Annotated in this window: 13 protein-coding genes and 1 pseudogene; 8 read left to right on the top strand and 6 right to left on the bottom strand. The window is 69.8% G+C overall.

Annotated elements, in window-relative coordinates; translation table 11 throughout:
* Positions 1–4: 4 nt before the first annotated feature.
* Entirely contained in the window at positions 5–589 is a 585-nt protein-coding gene (locus ABT115_RS12870; RefSeq protein WP_351787707.1) for a rhodanese-like domain-containing protein, read from the top strand.
* Positions 590–828: 239 nt separating this feature from the next.
* Positions 829–1,860 carry a cytochrome P450 gene (locus ABT115_RS12865; protein WP_351787864.1) on the top strand — a complete coding sequence of 344 codons (1,032 nt, stop codon included), beginning with the start codon at positions 829–831 and terminating at the stop codon, positions 1,858–1,860.
* On the opposite strand, the gene treY is transcribed toward ABT115_RS12865, so the two are convergent.
* Positions 1,820–4,216, bottom strand: a complete 2,397-nt coding sequence (treY, locus tag ABT115_RS12860; RefSeq protein WP_351787704.1) for a malto-oligosyltrehalose synthase — start codon at positions 4,214–4,216, stop codon at positions 1,820–1,822. The genes ABT115_RS12865 and treY overlap by 41 nt on opposite strands.
* Positions 4,217–4,318: 102 nt before the next feature.
* Positions 4,319–6,484 carry a glycogen debranching protein GlgX gene (gene glgX / locus ABT115_RS12855; protein WP_351787702.1) on the bottom strand — a complete coding sequence of 722 codons (2,166 nt, stop codon included), beginning with the start codon at positions 6,482–6,484 and terminating at the stop codon, positions 4,319–4,321.
* Positions 6,485–6,841: 357 nt separating this feature from the next.
* On the opposite strand from glgX, the gene ABT115_RS12850 reads away from it, so the two are divergent.
* A complete protein-coding gene (locus tag ABT115_RS12850) occupies positions 6,842–8,074 on the top strand; it encodes a DUF5919 domain-containing protein (RefSeq protein ID WP_351787699.1) in 1,233 nt (410 codons plus the stop codon).
* Positions 8,075–8,262: 188 nt separating this feature from the next.
* The gene (locus ABT115_RS12840; RefSeq protein WP_351787696.1) at positions 8,263–8,991 is read left to right on the top strand and encodes a 3'-5' exonuclease; all 729 of its coding nucleotides are present in this window, start codon (positions 8,263–8,265) and stop codon (positions 8,989–8,991) included.
* Between the two features lie 25 nt (positions 8,992–9,016).
* Here the strand turns inward: ABT115_RS12840 and ABT115_RS12835 are convergent.
* The 3 genes and pseudogenes from ABT115_RS12835 to ABT115_RS12825 all read right to left on the bottom strand — a co-directional run.
* Positions 9,017–9,175 (bottom strand): annotated as a pseudogene (locus ABT115_RS12835) (DUF4333 domain-containing protein); the annotation flags it as partial.
* Positions 9,176–9,193: 18 nt separating this feature from the next.
* Positions 9,194–9,706 (bottom strand): hypothetical protein, encoded by a 513-nt coding sequence (locus tag ABT115_RS12830; RefSeq protein ID WP_351787694.1) that lies wholly within the window; start codon positions 9,704–9,706, stop codon positions 9,194–9,196.
* Positions 9,707–10,058: 352 nt separating this feature from the next.
* Positions 10,059–10,925: a phosphotransferase enzyme family protein gene (locus tag ABT115_RS12825; protein WP_351787691.1), complete on the bottom strand. Its 867-nt coding sequence runs from the start codon at positions 10,923–10,925 to the stop codon at positions 10,059–10,061.
* Between the two features lie 104 nt (positions 10,926–11,029).
* Here ABT115_RS12825 and ABT115_RS12820 point away from each other — a divergent pair, with 104 nt between their 5' ends.
* From ABT115_RS12820 to mgt, 4 genes are read left to right on the top strand one after another with little or no spacing between them, the layout of a single operon-like run.
* On the top strand, positions 11,030–12,001 hold the full coding sequence (locus ABT115_RS12820) for a carbohydrate ABC transporter permease (RefSeq protein WP_502969084.1): 972 nt from the start codon (positions 11,030–11,032) through the stop codon (positions 11,999–12,001).
* On the top strand, positions 11,998–12,837 hold the full coding sequence (locus ABT115_RS12815) for a carbohydrate ABC transporter permease (RefSeq protein ID WP_351787688.1): 840 nt from the start codon (positions 11,998–12,000) through the stop codon (positions 12,835–12,837). Before ABT115_RS12820 ends, ABT115_RS12815 begins: the two co-directional genes overlap by 4 nt.
* Positions 12,837–14,135, top strand: a complete 1,299-nt coding sequence (locus ABT115_RS12810) for an ABC transporter substrate-binding protein (RefSeq protein ID WP_351787685.1) — start codon at positions 12,837–12,839, stop codon at positions 14,133–14,135. Before ABT115_RS12815 ends, ABT115_RS12810 begins: the two co-directional genes overlap by 1 nt.
* A 17-nt stretch (positions 14,136–14,152) precedes the next feature.
* On the top strand, positions 14,153–15,385 hold the full coding sequence (gene mgt / locus ABT115_RS12805) for a macrolide-inactivating glycosyltransferase (RefSeq protein ID WP_502969083.1): 1,233 nt from the start codon (positions 14,153–14,155) through the stop codon (positions 15,383–15,385).
* 68 nt (positions 15,386–15,453) lie between these two features.
* Here mgt and ABT115_RS12800 read toward each other — a convergent pair whose 3' ends face one another.
* Positions 15,454–17,457: a glycosyltransferase family 2 protein gene (locus ABT115_RS12800; RefSeq protein ID WP_351787681.1), complete on the bottom strand. Its 2,004-nt coding sequence runs from the start codon at positions 17,455–17,457 to the stop codon at positions 15,454–15,456.
* Between the last annotated feature and the right edge of the window lie 343 nt (positions 17,458–17,800).

The raw sequence follows: 17,800 nt of genomic DNA, 5'->3' as shown, positions 1-17,800 counted from the left end.
CCCCATGACCAGCACCGCTTCCGGCACCGCCGCAATCGACTCCGCCGCCCTTCAGCGGCTGATCCAGGAAGGCCGCGGACCCCGCCTTCTCGATGTCCGTACTCCCGGCGAGTTCCGCACCGTTCACATACCCGGCGCCTGCAACGTGCCCATGGCCATCCTGCGCGAGCACCGTACCGAACTCCTCAGTTACCTCGACGAAGACGTCGTCCTCGTCTGCCGCTCCGGCACCCGCGCCGCACAGGCAAAGGCCGCTCTCGCCGAGGCCGGACTGCCGAACCTGCGCGTCCTGGACGGCGGCATGACCGCATGGGAGACGGCGGGCGCCCCCGTCAACCGCGGCTCCGAACGCTGGGACATGGAACGCCAGGTCCGCCTCGTCGCCGGATCCATCGTGCTGACCACCGGGCTCGTCGGCTTGCTGGTACCCGGTGTCCACCTGATCGGCACCGCCGTCGGCGCAGGCCTGACCTATGCGGCTGTCAGCAACAGCTGCGCCATGGGCGTGCTGCTGTCCAAGCTGCCCTACAACCGTGGCCCGCGCACCGACATCCGCACCGTCACCACAGCCTTGCGAAACAAGGCCTGATCACGGTCGTCATCACGCCACCCCTGTGCGTCGGGATCAGCCTCGGTGTACTCGGTGGCGGAGGCTGGGTCCTCACCGTGGCCGTTCCATCCCCGGACGGCCACGGAGCGAGGCCCGGCGCGACCGGGTTCACCGCCGTCACCCGGACGGCCGTACATCGACTGCGCAACACTCCCGTCGGTGATCCCCTGATGAGGAACCGCGCCGCACACCGGCGCCCTGACGCCCCGGGGGTACCGATGCAGGCCGACGCGCCGGAGGGCATACCCGCACCGGACCCCGGCCGACGGGCCGGCCAAACTGCACGCGGATCCCGCCCCGGCACCGGCCCCAGCCTGCTCGCACCCGGCGCCGCGCACGACCCGTACCGGCTCTACCGCATCCTGCGCGAGGAATACCCGCTCAGCTACGACGCGCCCCTGGGCGCCTGGCTGGTCAGCCGATACGCGGATGTGACCACGGTCCTCAGCGACCCCCGGTTCACCGGGTTCCCGCACGACAGTGCGCCCAGCGGCGGCCCCGCACCCCTCGGACTCTGCCACGGCACCACCCTGTGCGCGCCCCGCAAGCAGCGCAGGGCCGCGACCGGATCAGTACCACGTCACATGGCCGAGCGGATCGAGCGGGCCGCCTACGTGCTGGCGCGCCGCATCGCGAGCCGCCAACAGGCCGACCTCGTCGAGGAGTTCTGCCGCTGGCTGCCCGCCGGTTCCGCATCCGGCCCGCCCGCCCGCCCGCACACGACCCGGCTGCCCCGCGCCGGCACGGGCGCCGTCGCCACACCCTGCACCCGGCACACCGGCCTCCGCGAGACCGCGCTCGCCTCCTTCCTCGCCAACCTGCTGGACGCCCCCGACCTCCTGGCCGCCCTGCGCATCGAACCCGCCCTGGCCATCCGGGCCTGGACGGAGTCGCTGCGTCGCAACCCACCCGTCCAGGTCGTGCTGCGCCGCACCGTCACCGAGGTCACCCTCAGCGGCGGCACGCTGCCGGCCGGGGCAAACGTCGCCTGCCTGATCGGCTCGGCGGGCCGCGATCCGGAACGGTTCTGTGCACCCGACCTCTTCGATCCCTTCCGCTGCGACCAGGGCCGGTCCCTCACCGGACCGGCGGGCTGCCCGGCCGTTGTGCTCGGCCGGCTGGAGGCCCAGCAGGGCCTGCGCGCCCTGCTCGACGCGATGCCCCGGCTGCGCTGGGCGGACGGATTCCGCCCGGCCGGCACCGGGGTACTCACGCGTGGACCACGGGCCCTTCTCGTCCGGCCCGGCTGAGCAGCGCCACCGGACGTTCCGCGAAGAGCTCGACCAGCGCGATCGTGGCCCCGGTGAACTTCCGACCGGGCACCAGCAGATCGGTCCACGGCCCGTCGTCCGGCAGCGTCAGCTCCGTCCCGCGCCAGCCGCCCGACTCCGCCAGCCGCAACGACAGCCTGGTCACCGCGGTGACCACCTCGCCCGAGCGGCAGAAGGCCACACAGTGCGCGGCCGCCGGCCCATGGGCGTTCAGCGGGGCGTACGTACCCGACTCGCCGAACACCTCCGGCCGTTCACGCCGCAGCCGCAACGCCGCCGTGGTGAGCTCCGCCTTCTCACTGAAGGCCTCGTTCCCGGACGGGTGGCGCAGCGGCCGCCGGTTGTCCGGGTCGACCAGCGCCACGTACTCCCGTTCCGTGCCCTGATACAGATCCGGCACACCCGGCATCGTCAGCTGCACCAGCGCCGCGCCGAGCACATTGGCCCGTACGTACGGGTCGAATCTGCCCGTGAACCGGTTCAACGCCTCGCGCACCGGGCCGTTGACGGCAGCCGGTCCCGCAGCGACGAAGTCCGTCACCGCCCGCTCGTACGCCGGATCGGGCTCGGTCCAGCTGGTGAAGAGCCCCGACTCGCGGACCGCCTTCAGCAGTGCGGGCTCCAGCCTGCCCGCCATCTCCCGGACCGGCAGCTTCGCGCAGCCGAAGGCCGTCTGCCAGGCCTGCCAGGCGAGCTGCGCATCGGGAGCGGTCGCGGGAGTCACCCGTCCCAGCTCCACCAACAGCCAGGACCACTGCTCCGGACACTCGGTCAGCACCGCGACCCGGGCCCGTACATCGGCGCTCCGCTTGGTGTCGTGCGTGGTCAACGCCGTGCCGGTGGCGGGCCAGTCGCGCGCCAGCCGGGCACAGAACGCATGGAACTCCTCCGGCGTCACCGCCGGGTGCCCGGGATCGCCGCCCACCTCGTTCGCCGAGATCAGCGGTACGTACCGGTAGAACGCCATGTCCTCGACCGACTTGGCGCGCAACGCCGACGCGGTCTGGGCGAACCGGGTGCAGAACGCCGCCTGGTCGGGTCCCTCGCCCAGCCGCCCCAGCGCCAGCTCCCGCACGACGTCCACGGCCGACGCCTCCTCCGGAACGGAGAACACCGCCTTCGCATCCCGTACGGCCGCATCCGTGAGCGTCGCCTCCGCCGCCTTTGCGCGGGGCCCGCCGGGTGTCACATAGGGGCGGTAGACGGGTACGCGTACCAGAAGTTCACGCACGGCGGTGTGCAGCGTCCAGGGTGCGTGGTCGCGCAGTGCGGGGTCCTTGGCGCAGATGCGTACGGCGAGTTGGGTCAGCAGCTCGGTCTCGGCGGCCAGTTCATGCGTCACCACCCGGTACGCGGCCCGGCGGACGGTCGACGTCCAGTCGCCGCCGCGGTCCCCCGCGGGCCCCGCGTACTCCCGGTAGCGGCCGAGCAGCTCCGCGGCGCCCATCGGATCGACGAAGAGGCCATCGATCCGGTGCAGCGCGTCGTACCCGGTCGTCCCTGCGACGGCCCAGCCCGCGGGCAGCGGCTCGGTACGGCTGAGAATCTTCTCCACCACTGTCCACCGGCCGCCGGTTGCCGCCGAGAGCCGCTCCAGATAGGCCGCAGGATCGGCGAGCCCGTCGGGGTGGTCGATGCGCAGCCCGTCGACGACCCCGTCCCGGACCAGTTCGAGGATTTTGCCGTGGGTGGCGGCGAAGACTTCGGGGTCCTCCACCCGCACCCCGATGAGGTCGGAGATGGTGAAGAACCGCCGGTAGTTCAGCTCGGTACGGGCCAGCCGCCACCAGCCGAGCCGGTAGTGCTGGGCATCCAGCAGCACGGGCAGCGGCAGGCGGGCGGTGCCGGTCCGCAGCGGGAACTCCTGCTCGCCGTAGCGCAGCACCTCCCCGTCGACCCGGAGCTTGTCGATCTCGTCGCCGATCCGTCCGGCCAGCACCGGCAGCAGCACCTTGCCGCCGCCTGCCGCCCAGTCGATGTCGAACCAGCGGGCATACGGGGACCCGGAGCCCTCGCGCAGCACCTCCCGCAGCGCGTGGTTGTGGCGGGGGACGGCGGCCATGTGGTTGGGCACCATGTCCACGACCAGCCCGAGACCGTGCTCACGCGCCGTACGGGCCAGCTCCCGCAGCCCCTCCTCACCGCCGAGCTCGGCGCGTACCCGGCTGTGATCGACGACGTCGTACCCGTGTCTGGAGCCGGGCACGGCTTCCAGGACCGGGGACAGATGCAGATGGGAGACGCCGAGCGCGGCGAGATACGGCACGGCGTGTCCGGCGGCCGCGAACGGAAAGTCCGGCTGGAGCTGCAGTCGGTAGGTGGCGGTGGGCGTCATGCGCCGTTACGTACCCAGCCTGCGGGCTCCTGTGTCACCGCACGCCGCAAACGCCTCGACCGGCGGTGTCGTCGATCCAACAGTCGGGCCGGAGGCCGAGCCCTACGCCGCCCGCTGCAGCACCGCCATGCTCCGCCCCACCAGCGTCATACGTTCGCCCGCCGACACCTTCGGTCCCGAGCCGGGAAGAACCCCGGCGGGGCGCGCCGTGTCGACCACTACCAGCCACTGCCGGCCGTGATTCACCGGAACGGAAAATTCCAGCGTGTCGGCGCTCGCGTTGAACATCAGCAGGAACGAGTCGTCGGAAATCCGTTCGCCGCGCGGCCCCGGTTCCGAGATCGCATGGCCGTTGAGAAAGACCGTCAGTGCCTTGGCATGCGCGGCCTGCCAGTCCCGTTGCTTCATCTCGCCGCCTTCGGGTGTGAACCACGCGATGTCCGACAACTCGTCGTGCGTGCCCTCGACCGGACGGCCGTGGAAGAACCGGCGGCGCCGGAAGACCGGATGGTCGCGGCGGAGCCAGACCATGGCCCGGGTGAACTCCAGCAGACTGCTCCCGAGACCGTTTCCGTCCGCCGGACCAGCCTCGTCCGCATCGTCCGTCGCGGGCTCGGCCGGGTCGGGCCAGTGCACCCACGACAACTCGCTGTCCTGGCAGTACGCGTTGTTGTTGCCCTGCTGCGTACGCGCGAACTCGTCGCCGTGGCTCAGCATCGGCACGCCCTGCGACAGCATCAGCGTGGCGATGAAATTCCGCATCTGCCGCATCCGCAGCTCCAGAATCTCCGGCTGGTCCGTCCGGCCCTCGGCGCCGCAGTTCCAGGACCGGTTGTGGCTCTCGCCGTCCCGGTTGCCCTCCCCGTTCGCCTCGTTGTGTTTGTCGTTGTACGAGACCAGGTCGTGCAGCGTGAATCCGTCGTGGCAGGTGGTGAAGTTGATCGAGGCGAGCGGCCGTCGGTCGTCGTCCTGGTACAGGTCCGACGATCCCGTCAGCCGTCCCGCGAACTCGGCGAGGGTACGCGGCTCGCCGCGCCACAGGTCCCGCACGGTGTCCCGGTACTTGCCGTTCCACTCGGTCCACAGCGGCGGGAAGTTCCCCACCTGATAGCCGCCCTCACCCACGTCCCACGGTTCGGCGATCAGCTTCACCTGGCTGACCACCGGGTCCTGCTGTACCAGATCGAAGAACGACGACAGCCGGTCCACCTCGTGGAACTGCCGGGCCAGGGTGGCCGCCAGATCGAAGCGGAAGCCGTCCACATGCATCTCCGCGACCCAGTACCGCAGGGAGTCCATGATCAGCTGCAGTACGTGCGGCGACCGCATCAGCAGGGAGTTCCCGGTCCCCGTGGTGTCCATGTAGTACCGCTGGTCGTCCGCGAGCCGGTAGTACGAGGCATTGTCCAGGCCCCGGAAGGAGAGCGTCGGGCCCAAGTGGTTGCCTTCCGCAGTGTGGTTGTAGACCACGTCGAGGATCACCTCGATGCCGGCCTGATGCAGCGCCCGAACGGCCTGCTTGAACTCCAGTACCTGCTCACCGCGGTCCCCCCAGGAGGCATACGCGTTGTGCGGGGCGAAGAAGCCGATGGTGTTGTAACCCCAGTAATTGGCCAGCCCCGCGTCCACCAGCCGGTGGTCCTGGACGAACTGGTGAACCGGCATCAATTCGATCGCCGTGACACCGAGTTCCGTCAGATGGGCGATCACCTCCGGATGGGCCAGCCCCGCATAGGTCCCGCGCATCTCCTCCGGCAGCCCTGGATGGAGCATCGTCAGACCCTTCACATGGGCCTCGTAGATCACCGTGCGGTGGTAGTCCGTACGGGGCCGCCGGTCGTCACCCCAGTCGAAGTACGGGTTGACCACGACCGAGGTCATGGTGTGCGGCGCCGAATCGAGATCGTTGCGCGCGTCGGGCCGGCCGAACGGATAGCCGTACACTGCCTCGCCCCACCGGACCTGTCCGGCGACGGCCCGGGCGTACGGGTCGAGCAGCAGTTTGGCCGAATTGCAGCGGATACCGCGCTCCGGTTCGTACGGCCCGTGGACTCGAAATCCGTACCGTTGACCCGGCATCACCCCGGGCAGATAGGCATGGCGGACAAAGGCATCGGTCTCCCTGAGCTCCACCGCCGTCTCGGAACCGTCGTCGTGCAGCAGGCACAACTCGATTCGGTCGGCGGCCTCGGAGAAGACCGCGAAGTTGGTCCCGGCGCCGTCGTACGTGGCACCGAGGGGATACGCCTGTCCCGGCCAGACCTGCATAGGTTGACTCTTCCACTTCTGATCCGGGTGCCTGGGGCTTGCGGGAGCTGCTTGAGCCAGATCTTCCCCGAAAGAGGTGCGGCTGCCTAGGAAGTCGCGCGGTCCGGTCAACATCGGGCTTCTCCGTGTCGCCCGGAACCGGGATCCGGAGACCCGAGCCGGTCCACGGCCCGCACAGGGTCCCGGACAGGGCGCTCAATCGCTATGAATCCGCTCACTATGGCAAATCTCGTCGTGGAGAACGTGTCTGCGTAATGGGCGAGTTGAGGAATCAGCCTGTGCATCCGGCTGCACTGGCTGCCGCTCGCGGAGTACCCTTCCTTGATCGTTGGTGGGGGAGTGGAAGGCGGTGCGCGGGTGAGCTCGGGAGGGTTCGAGCTGCCCCCAGGTGACACAGGTCACGAGGGGGAATCCACCGATGCCCCGCCTGGGGCGGTGTCACTTGCGCAGCCCATGGAGATCGGCGCGGAACTGGGCTGGGGAGCGGACGCCTGGAGCGAGGTGCGTACGCGCGCCCAGCGGGCAGGGCGTGCGTACATCTGGCTGAATCTCGTGGAGCAGCGGCTGCGCGCCGTGGTGGCCGCGGTGCTCCGGCCCGTCTACGAGCCGGTGCACGGCGAGGACTGGGTGGTGGCCGCCGCCGGACCCGCCGGGCAGGAGTGGGTGCAGCGTGCCGTCGCCGTACGCGAGGTCTCCCGCCGCAAGGGGTATCTGCTGGACCCGGCCGACGACAACGTCCTCAGCTTCCTCACTCTGCCGCAGCTGCGTGAGCTGATGGTCCAGCACTGGCCGTGCTTCGAGCCGTACTTCGACGACCGGCGCGAGGTGGAGCTGGCGCTCGACGAGCTGGAGGTCGCCCGCAACGTGGTCTCCCGCAACCGCGCCCTCAACGAGGCGGTCCTCGCCCAGGCCGAGCGCGCCTCGGCCCGGCTCCTGGAGATCCTGGGGGGCGGCGCCGCGGTCCCGTCCTACGACCGGCTCCCGGTCGACGCCGTCGAGGAGCTGGTCGGCGACCGGTACGCGGACGTGGTCTCCGTCCACTCCGACCGGGTGCGGCTCCAGCGCCAGCTGCCCGCCGAGGACCTCTTCGGAGGCTCACGCCGCCTCGATGCGATCGGTATAGGACTCAACCTGCTGGTGCAGAACTTCTCCGGCCGCAGGCTGATCCGGCTCGCCGAGTCGGGCTGCCGGGTCCGGCTGCTCTTCATCAACCCGGCCAGCAGCGCGGTCAAGCGCCGGGAGCGGGAGCTGGGTCTCAAGAAGGGCGAGCTGAGCCGGTCGGTGGAGATGAACATCCTCCATATGCGCCGGGTCCGCTCCAAGCTCCGCGATCCGGGCGCCTTCGAGATCCATGTCTTCGACGAGACGCCGCGCTTCACGGCCTATCTGGTGGACGGCGACGGCACGGACGCCGTCGGGGTCGTCCAGCCGTATCTGCGGCGCGCACGCGGCATGGAGGCGCCCGTGCTGGTGCTGCGGGGCGGTGGGCGCGCGGTGGTCCGGGCGGGTCAGGACAACGAGCACGGGCTGTTCGAGACGTACCGCGAGGAATTCGAGTCGGTCTGGACGGACTCCCGGCCCGTCTCCTGACGCCCCTTCCAGCGTTGTCAGTGGTGCGTGCGAAGGTGGTCATCACTTGGGGGAACGCACCACAGAAGGAGGTACGGGATGAGCTGGCACCAGGAGTGCCTGGTCGGCTTCGGCCCGGAGGTGAGCGGCACGGACCCGCTGGAGGCCCGGATCGCCACCGCCGCGGTCGTCGGGGCGGGGGCGGTCCGATGAGCTGGATCAGCGGGCCGTTGCTGGCGTTCGACCTGGAGACCACGGGGACGGATGTCGAAACCGACCGCATCGTGACGGCGGCGGTCGTCCGGCTGGAAGCGGACGGATCCGTATCGCAGGAGCGGACCTGGCTGCTGAATCCGGGTGTGGCCATACCCGAGCAGGCATCGGCGATCCACGGCATCTCGACGGAACGTGCCCGCGAGCACGGGGCGCCGGCCGCCTCCGCGATCGAGGAGATCACACGGGCCGTCGCTGACGGGCTGCGCTCAGGGACGCCGCTGGTGGTGATGAACGCACGCTATGACCTGTCCCTGCTCGACCGTGAGTGCCGGCGGTACGCGGTCGAGTCGGTCAGCGAGCGACTGGGCGACGTGCCTTCGCCGGTCATCGATCCGTTGGTGATCGACAAGCATGTTGACAAGTACCGGAAGGGGAAGCGGGCCCTCCACGCGCTGTGTGCCCACTACGGGGTGTCGCTCGACGACGCGCACGACGCGAGGGCGGACGCCGTGGCCGCTGCCCGCGTGGTGCGGCGCATGGGGGAGAAGCACCAGCCCGTCGGAGTGATGCCGTTGGAGGACCTGCACGGTCTTCAGGTGCGCGCGGCGGCCGAGCAGTCGCTCTCTCTGCAGGCCTACCTCCGGCGCACCGCGGACCCGGCTGCGGTCGTCGAACCAGCCTGGCCGCTCATCCCCCGGAGGCGGGAGCCCGCAGGCGGTTGAGGGCGATCCGGCGGGGCGAGGGGTGTCAGTTCGGAGCCGGTGAAGCCGTCTTGTCGGCCTCGAAGTCGTAGCGGATCTGGTCTCTGTCCACGGATGTGATGGTGACCGTCACACCCAGGGTGCAGCCGTCGTCCGCGGTGAGCGTGCACCGGGTTTCGGTGCCGACCTTCCCGGCGAGGCCCTGGTCGTGGTGCCGCAGACCTCACAACCTGCCGAAGATCACTCCGCGCCAGGTCCAGCCCGACTCGAGGGCGGCGTTCCGCAGGGGTTTGGTCAGCTGCGCGCTGTCGAAGCTGAATGTCTCCGTCGCTTCGAGGCGGCCGTTCTCCCCGCGTTGGAGCGTCCAGCTACGGGAGACGGTCCTGCCCGCGCCGCGCGCGTACTCCGCCGAAGTCTGGAGCCGCGGAGGATTCCCGACGCGGGTGACCTCCCACTGCTCCTCGACGGCACGCACCTCAGGGACCTCCTCGACCAGGCGCATCCGGATCCGGAGGGCGTGCGTCAGCTGGGACCCGATGAAGAAGGGCTGCCAGGCGGGCTCGGCGATCCGCCACTCCGCCACCAGATCGGCTTCATGCGCTGCGCCGTCGCTGATGATGTACGGGACATCCGGCCGGTTGAGGCTGAGCAGGGCTGTCCTCAACTCCTCGGCTGAGCGTGGCGCGACCCCGCCCTCGGGGCGCTTGGTTCCGGTCAGCATGTCGAAGAATCCCATGATGTCAACCTATGAAGGGGTCGGATTGTCGGCGTGAGAAGGGCCGTTCCGGCGGGACATCGCTGGGCGAACTCGCGAGCTTCTGCTCGCCGCCTTCTCCGACTCCCATGGGCAACCCCCGTTGCACTCGCACCTGTTCGGCTTCACGGCTAAGAGGCATAGTACGGAAGGTCATTGGGCACCGGACAGGCTCCCCCGGGACTCGGCACCGCGCCCTCGCCCGAACAAGGGCATACGCCCGTGAAAACCGCTCGGCGGACCGATGGGGAGACATGGGTGACCGGGTGCACGGCGGTGCGGGCGGGCGGCCCGCTGCGCGTATTCAGCTCTTCCGCGCGACGGGAAGCGCCGTTCAGAAGGGGTACCAGCGCACCTCGGGGTCGTCCGCGCGCAGTGATGCCACCCTGCGCCGGAATTCCGTCAGCGCCTTGGGGTTCGCCGGGGCGTGCTGGGAGACCCAGGCGCAGCTCGCCGTCTCGCGGGCGCCGCGCAGAACCGCGCATCCGTCCCAGGTACGCACGTCCCAGCCGTACGCTTCGGTGAACGCGTCGTAGGCATGGGCGGGCAGGCCGTACCGGTCGCGGGAGAGTGCGAGGACCACCAGATCGTGCTCGCGCAGGTCGGCGGAGAAGGTCTCGAGATCGACCAGCACCGGCCCGTCCGGGCCGACGTGGACGTTGCGGGGGAGCGCGTCGCCGTGTATGGGACCGGGCGGCAGGTGCGGGGCAAGGGCCGCCGCGGCCTTCGCGAAGCCGTCGCACCGGCCGCGCAGATAGTCGGCGTCGGCCGGGTCGATCGCATCGCCCGCGAGCCGTAGCCAGCGCTCGACCCCGCCCAGCAGGTCGCGGCGCGGCAGCGTGAAGCCCTCCGGGGCCGGCAGCGCGTGCACCTGGGTGAGCAGCGGGGCGAGATCGCACGGCTCGGCAGGACGTACGGCATCGGGCAGCCGGTGCCAGAGCGTCACCGGGTTGCCCTCCACCAGCCGTGCCTCGGGCTCAGCGACCCGTACAGCGGGGACACCGGAGGCGGCCAGCCACTGAGCGACGGCCACCTCGCGCTCGGCCCGGTCCCGCAGTTCCGGGTTCTGCACGGCGTCCCGGCCGACCTTGACCACCAGGTCGTCCACGGCGAACACCGCGTTCTCACCCAGCGCGAGCAGCTCCGCACCGCCGGACAGTCCGGCAGCGGTCAGCACCTCGCGCGCACGCATTTCGTTCATGACTCCGATTTTCGCATCCGTGCAGGCCGCCTTGACGAACCGACGGCCCCTCAGCACGATGGCGAGGGCTACCTGAGCGGCCAGAACGGTACAAAACCGATCGAATGACGCAAGGGGGCGAATTCGTGACATTGGCGAGTGCAACCGTACAATCCGGGAGAGACGGTCCGCCCGGCAGCCCGCTCGACAAACGCACCCGGCCGACCAACCGGAACGCCGGCCCTTGGTTCCTGGTACTCCCCGCGCTGATCCCGATCCTGATCCTCAGTGTCGGCCCGCTCCTCTACGGCATCGCGCTGGCCTTCACCGATGCCCAGTCCGGCCGCACCCGTTCCACCCAGTGGGTCGGCGGGCTGAATTTCCAGGACCTGCTCCACGACACCCTGTTCTGGGATTCGTTCCGGATCGGTCTGCTGTGGGCGGTCGGCGTCACCGTCCCGCAGTTCGTACTGGCGCTCGGTCTCGCCCTGCTGCTCAACCAGAATCTGCGCATGCGCTGGCTGGCGCGGGCGCTGGCGATCATTCCGTGGGCGATGCCCGAGGTGGTGGTCGGCATCATGTGGCGGCTCGTCTACCACCCGGACGCCGGCATCCTCAACGAGGCCATCCGCGATCTCGGCCTCGGCGACGGCCGGGACTGGCTGACCGGACTGGCCACTGCCTTGCCCGCGGTGATCGTCGTGGGTGTCTGGGCCGGTATGCCCCAGACCACCGTCGCCCTGCTGGCCGGACTGCAGAACACCCCGCACGAACTCCACGAGGCGGCCGCGCTCGACGGAGCAGGTGCCTGGCGCCGCTTCCGCACTGTCACCTGGCCCGTGCTCAGACCGGTCGCGCTGTCCATCACCGCGCTCAACTTCATCTGGAACTTCAACTCCTTCGCCCTGGTCTACGTACTGACCAACGGAGGACCCGGCGGCCGCACCCGGCTGCCGATGCTCTTCGCGTACGAAGATGCTTTCCGCTACGGACAGTTCGGCTACGCCGCGGCGATGGGCTGTGTGATGGTCGCGGTGATCTCCGTGATCCTCGCGGTGTATCTCGTCGGCCGGATCGGGGGAGGCGAGGACCGGTGAGCCTGCGCACCAGCAGATCCGCACGCGCCGGACAGTACGTCGCACTACTCGGCTATCTCGTCTTTCTGGCGTTCCCGTTCCTGTGGCTGATCTCCACAACCTTCAAACCGGCGCGCGAACTGGGTTCCCTGCACCCGGCCTGGATCCCCGAGCATCCGACGCTGGACAACTTCCGCACGGCATTCGACGAACAGCCGCTGCTCCAGGCCGCCACCAACTCGCTGATCGCCGCGCTCTGTGCCGCCCTCGTCGCGGTCCTCATCGCCACGCCCATGGCCTATGTCATGGCCCGCCACCGCTCCAGGCTCTCGAAGGTCACCACCGGATGGGTCGTGGTCAGTCAGGCGTTCCCGTTCGTCCTGCTGATCATTCCGCTCTTCCTGGTCCTGAAGAATCTCCATCTGATCAACACCCTGTGGGGGCTGATCATGGTGTACGTCGTTTGGGCGCTGCCCTTCGCGCTGTGGATGCTGGTGGGATACGTACGGGCCGTGCCAACCGAGCTCGAAGAGGCCGCCTCGGTCGACGGCGCGGGCAGACTGCGGACGCTCGTCTCGGTCACCGCCCCAGTGCTGGCCCCCGGCATCGTCGCCACCGCACTCTTCGCGTTCATCACCGCATGGAACGAGTTCTTCTTCGCACTCGTCCTGCTCAAGACACCGGAGAAGCAGACCTTGCCGGTCGTACTGACCCACTTCATCGGCACGGAGGGCGCGGCCGATCTCGGGCCGCTCGCCGCCGCCGCGTTTCTCGCGACCCTTCCCTCGCTGGTCATCTTCGCGATCATCCAGCGGCGGATCACCGGCTCCATGCTGACCGGGGCGGTGAAGAGCTGATGCGCGCATCTGTGCGGACGGCGGCCGCCGCCGTGACCACCGCGCTGGCCCTGCTGCTCACCGGCTGCGCGGGGACGGGCGACGGCAGGGACGACAGCGGGCGGACGGAACTCAGCTTCCAGTCGTTGGCCTGGCAGAAGGAGTCCGTCGACGCCAACAAGCAGTTGGTGAAGGAGTGGAACGAAACCCACCCCGACATCCACGTCAACTACGTCCAGGGCAGCTGGGTCACCGTCCATGACCAACTGCTCACCTCCTTCGAGGGCGATGAGGCGCCGGACATCATCCATGACGCCTCCGACGACCTTGCCGACTTCGCGTACGGCGGCTACCTGGCCGATCTGCGGACGCTCCTGCCGGAGCGGCTGACCGCCGACATTCCGCAGCAGAGCTGGCGGGCGACCACTTTCGGCGAAGGTGTCTACGGAGTTCCGTTCCTCCAGGAGCCCCGTGTCCTGATTGCCAACACCAAGATCCTCAAGGAGTCGGGAGTCCGTATCCCGAACCCGGGCAAGCCCTGGAGCTGGACGGAGTTCCGGCAGATCGCCAAGGAGCTGACGGGCAAGGGGAGATACGGCGTCGCCTGGCCGCTCAAGGAGCCCGTCTCCGTCACCCTCAACCTCGGCCTCTCCGCCGGTGGCCGGCTCTTCCACCCGGGTGCCGACGGCAAGGTGACCATCCGCGCGAGCGAGGGCGACCAGGTCGTTCCCGGCACCATTCACGACCAGGTCAACATCGATCACAGCGCTGCCCGCACCGCGCTCGGCATGGGTGGCTCCGACACCCTCCCCGGATTCTTCGGCGGCAAGTACGCGCTGGTTCCGCTCGGCTTCTCATACCGCCAACAGGTCGTCGAGCAGGCCCCCGAGGGCTTCGAGTGGACGGTCCTGCCCGCCCCGGCCGGCAGCGGGGGCCTCGCCCAGGGGGTGAGCCCGCAGACCCTCTCCGTCTCGGAGGCCAGCCCGCACAAGAAGGAGGCCGCGCAGTTCATCGACTTCCTGCTCCGCCCGCAGAACATGGTGCGCCTCGCCAAGGGTGACTGGATGCTCCCGACCGGCACCGCGGCCCTCGCGGATCCGGCCCTGCACACCGACAAGGACGGCTGGTCGACCGGTGTCGCCATGGCGAAGGCGCTCAGGCCGGCGCCGGCCCAGTCGGTCCGCGGCTACCCGGAATGGAAGGACAAGGTCGCCACACCCTCCCTCCAGGAGTACTACAGCGGGGCCATCGGCGCGCAGGAGCTGAGGAAGCGTCTGGTAGAGGACGGGAGCCGGGTACTGGCCCGCTATCAGCGCTGAGGCGCCCTGAAAACCACATGCACGAGACGTCTCGTCTCGTCTACGGTGAGGGCATGCCGAAGACCGAGCGCACCCATATCGCCATGTTCTCCATCGCCGCCCACGGGCACGTGAACCCCAGCCTGGAAGTCATCCGGGAGCTCGTCGCCCGTGGGCACCGCGTCAGCTACGCCATCCCGGCGTCCTTCGCCGAGAAGGTCGCCGCCACCGGCGCCGAACCGGTGCTCTACACCTCGGTGCTGCCGACCGAGGAGGCCCCGGACGCCTGGGGCACCGAACTGATCGACAAGCTCGAACCCTTCCTCGACGACGCCGTCCAGGCCCTGCCCCAGCTCATCAAGGCCTTCGACGGGGACGAACCCGACCTCGTCCTGCACGACATCACCTCCTACCCGGCGCGGGTCCTCGCCCATCGCTGGAATGTGCCCGCCGTCTCGCTTTCGCCCAACCTGGTCGCCTGGGACGGATACGAGGAGGAGGTCGGCGAGCCGATGACCGCCGAGCTGAAGCGGTCCGAGCGCGGACGGGCGTACTACCGGCGCTTCCAGGACTGGCTCACCGAGAACGGGATCGACCAGCACCCGGACCCGTTCGTCGGCCGGCCGCCGCGGTCGCTCGTCCTGATCCCCGAGGTACTGCAGCCGAACGCCGACCGTGTCGACAGGGCGGTCCACACCTTCGTGGGCGCCTGCCAGGGCGACCGTGCGGACCAGGGGGAGTGGCGGCGTCCCGAGGGCGCCGAGAAGGTGCTGTTGGTCTCCCTCGGCTCGACCTTCACCAACCAGCCCGGTTTCTACCGCGACTGCGTCACGGCCTTCGGCTCCCTGCCCGGCTGGCACGTCGTGCTCCAGATCGGGGCCTGGGTCGACGTCGCCGAACTGGGTGACGTACCAGCCAATGTGGAGGTGCGCCCCTGGGTGCCGCAGCTCTCCGTGCTGAAGCAGGCGGACGTCTTCATCACCCACGCGGGCGCCGGGGGCAGTCAGGAGGGGCTCGCCACCGCCACCCCGATGGTCGCCGTGCCGCAGGCCGTCGACCAGTTCGGCAACGCCGACATGCTCCAGGCGCTCGGTGTCGCCCGCCACCTCCCGATGGCGGAGGTGACCCCCGAGTCGCTGCGGGCCGCCGTGCTCGCCTTGTTGGGTGACCCCGAGGTGGCGAAGAGGGCCGCGGCCGTGCGCAAGCAGATGGCGGGGGAGGGCGGAACGAAGCGGGCGGCCGACCTCATCGAGGCCGAACTTCCCGCCTGACGGGCCGGGGTGGAATCAAAGAGAAAACCGGAACCTGCGTCGCGGGCGACGTCGATGATCGGCGGCCGTCATCTGAGCTTGCCCGCGACCGCCTTCATGAGCTGCGTCTTCGCCACGGTCAGCGCGAACCGCTTGCCGGCGCCGGACGCCGGCTTCGCGTACCAGGGCAGGCCCCAGCGGCGCCACTTGGCGGGCTTCAGGTCCTTGGGTAGGGCGGGCAGGGGCACCGACCAGTCGCCGAGGCGGAGTTCCCCGCTCCATACGCCCGGGGCGAGGTCGCAGACCGGCACGTGGACGGAGAACAGGTCCGCGTGCGGGGAGCGGGTGACGGGGAAGACGGCGGTGGCCCCACCGTCACCGGTGAGGGCCGCGACGAGCGGGGCGGCCTTGGGGGACGCGCCGAGCGTGCAGCGCCCGCTGACCAGCAGTTCGGTGGGGGAGCCGGCGTTCCAGCGGACGGCCTCGAACGTGAAGCGGGACCGTACGAGGTGCTTCTTCTCGCCGAGGTCGAGGGTGTAGTTGCCGTGCGGCTTGGTGGTGTAGACGGTGACGGCACGGGCGCCGCGTGCGCTTTCCACGATCCGTGTGTCCGGCTCGCCGGACAGCTGCTCGGCGCGCTTGCTGCCGATCCGCACCTCGCGGGTCAGCCCCTGGGCGCCCACGGCCAGCGACACGTCCCACAGCCCGTCGCCGAGCGGGGCGCCCCCGGCGGCGGTGTCGATGTCGACGACGGCCTCGAACCCGGCCTTCTCGTACGCGTACCGCCCCTCGTCCTCGTCGGCGCCGAGCCCGGGGGTCGCGGTGTGCGTGACGGGCAGCCGGTACTCGGTCCCGCTGTCGCGTTCCCGCAGCACCAGCTCGGTGGTGACGTCATCGGTGGCGACCCGGTGCAGATACGCGTGCCCGGCCAGCCGCAGCTCGGTGCCGCGCAGTTCGGCCCGCGCGACATGGTGCCGCACGCCGACCTGGGCGGTGACGTCGTAGCACGCGTCGGGGACGGCTACGGCGGGGTCGCGGAAGAAGGGGTACTGGGCGTAGGCGCGGCCCTGCTCGACGACGAGCGGGGTGGCGGACGCGGACTTGGCCAGCCGCTTCTCGAACGCGGTGAGTTCGAGGACCTCGTCGAGCATCTGGTGGCGCACGAGGTGCAGCCGCAGCCGCGCCATCGCCGAGAGCCGGTCGGCCAGGCCGTCGTGCCAGAGGGGTTCGATGATCTCGGCGAGCCGCCTCAGCGTCTTGACCTGTGTCTCGCGGGGTTCCCACACCAGGTGCCCGCCGAGCAGTTGCTGGACCTCGACGGTCAGGTGCCGGTGGGCCAGGTGGTCGCGGCCGGGACCCGGCGGCACGTTCTCGATGATCATGTCGACGACGCGCGGCAGGAAGCGCAGCCGGGGCTCCGAGCCCGAGGTCCGCTTGGTGATGTTGCCGTTGTCGTCCCGCTCGACCCAGAACAGGCAGTCGTAGTCGGCCAGTACGGATATGCCGGAGGCGTGGATGTACGCCGGGCCGACGAACAGCTGGTCCTCGCCGATCTTCAGGTCCGTCGGGAACCGCAGCCGGTACCGTTCCAGCAGCTCGCGGCGGAACAGCTTCATGGGATTGAGCGTCCAGTAGACGCGCGACGAGTAGACGTCGGTCTTCGGCTGGTTGCGCCGGAACATCGAGGTGGGCGCACCACGGCCCCCGACGCCGACCATTTTGCCGAGGACGACATCGGTGCCGTTCTTCTCGGCCAGGGCGACCATGCGCTCCAACGCCTCGGGCCCGAGATAGTCGTCGGCGTCGAGGAAGAAGACGAACTGCCCCCTGGCTTGGTCGAGGCCGACATTGCGGGGCGCGGACGGGCCGCCGGAGTTCTCCTGGTGGATGACGCGCAGAAGGCCCGGGTGGACGCCGGTCAGCCGCTCGAGTTCCTGGGGCGTTCCGTCGGTCGACCCGTCGTTGACGACGATGACCTCCAGGGCGTCCCGGCCGATGCTCTGCTCGGCGACGGACGTGATGCACCGCGTCAGATAGGGCATCGCGTTGTACGCAGCGATAATCACCGAAACGGTGGGGCCGGCCATCGTCATGCTCTCCAAAGTGATGCGGGGCACAGCCCACTTCGCCGGCTGTCATACCGCTGTCGCCGTTCACTCATGGGTAAGGTGCCGGTAATCGTGTGAAGATACCATGACTTGCCTGTGAGTTCACGGTGACCGCGGCGGCCGACCGGCCCCCGGCGGCCATGGCCACGGCCACGGCATCCACGTGGCGGGCACCATCGCCGGTGCGACGCGATCGCCGGCCGCCGCGCCCTCCTCCTGCCGAATGCTGAACGCGCCGCCCGTTTCGGCCTGCCCGGAGGGAAATCTTCAGCACTTGGTTCCACCTCTGCCCGATTCGCTGCGATTTGGACATGGTGAAAAAAGTGAG

Origin of the sequence: Streptomyces sp. NPDC001832 (assembly GCF_040297265.1) — a bacterium.
Classification (GTDB): domain Bacteria; phylum Actinomycetota; class Actinomycetes; order Streptomycetales; family Streptomycetaceae; genus Streptomyces.
The sequence above is the reverse complement of the archived record's forward strand: the minus strand, read 5'-3'. Positions and strand labels throughout refer to the sequence as shown.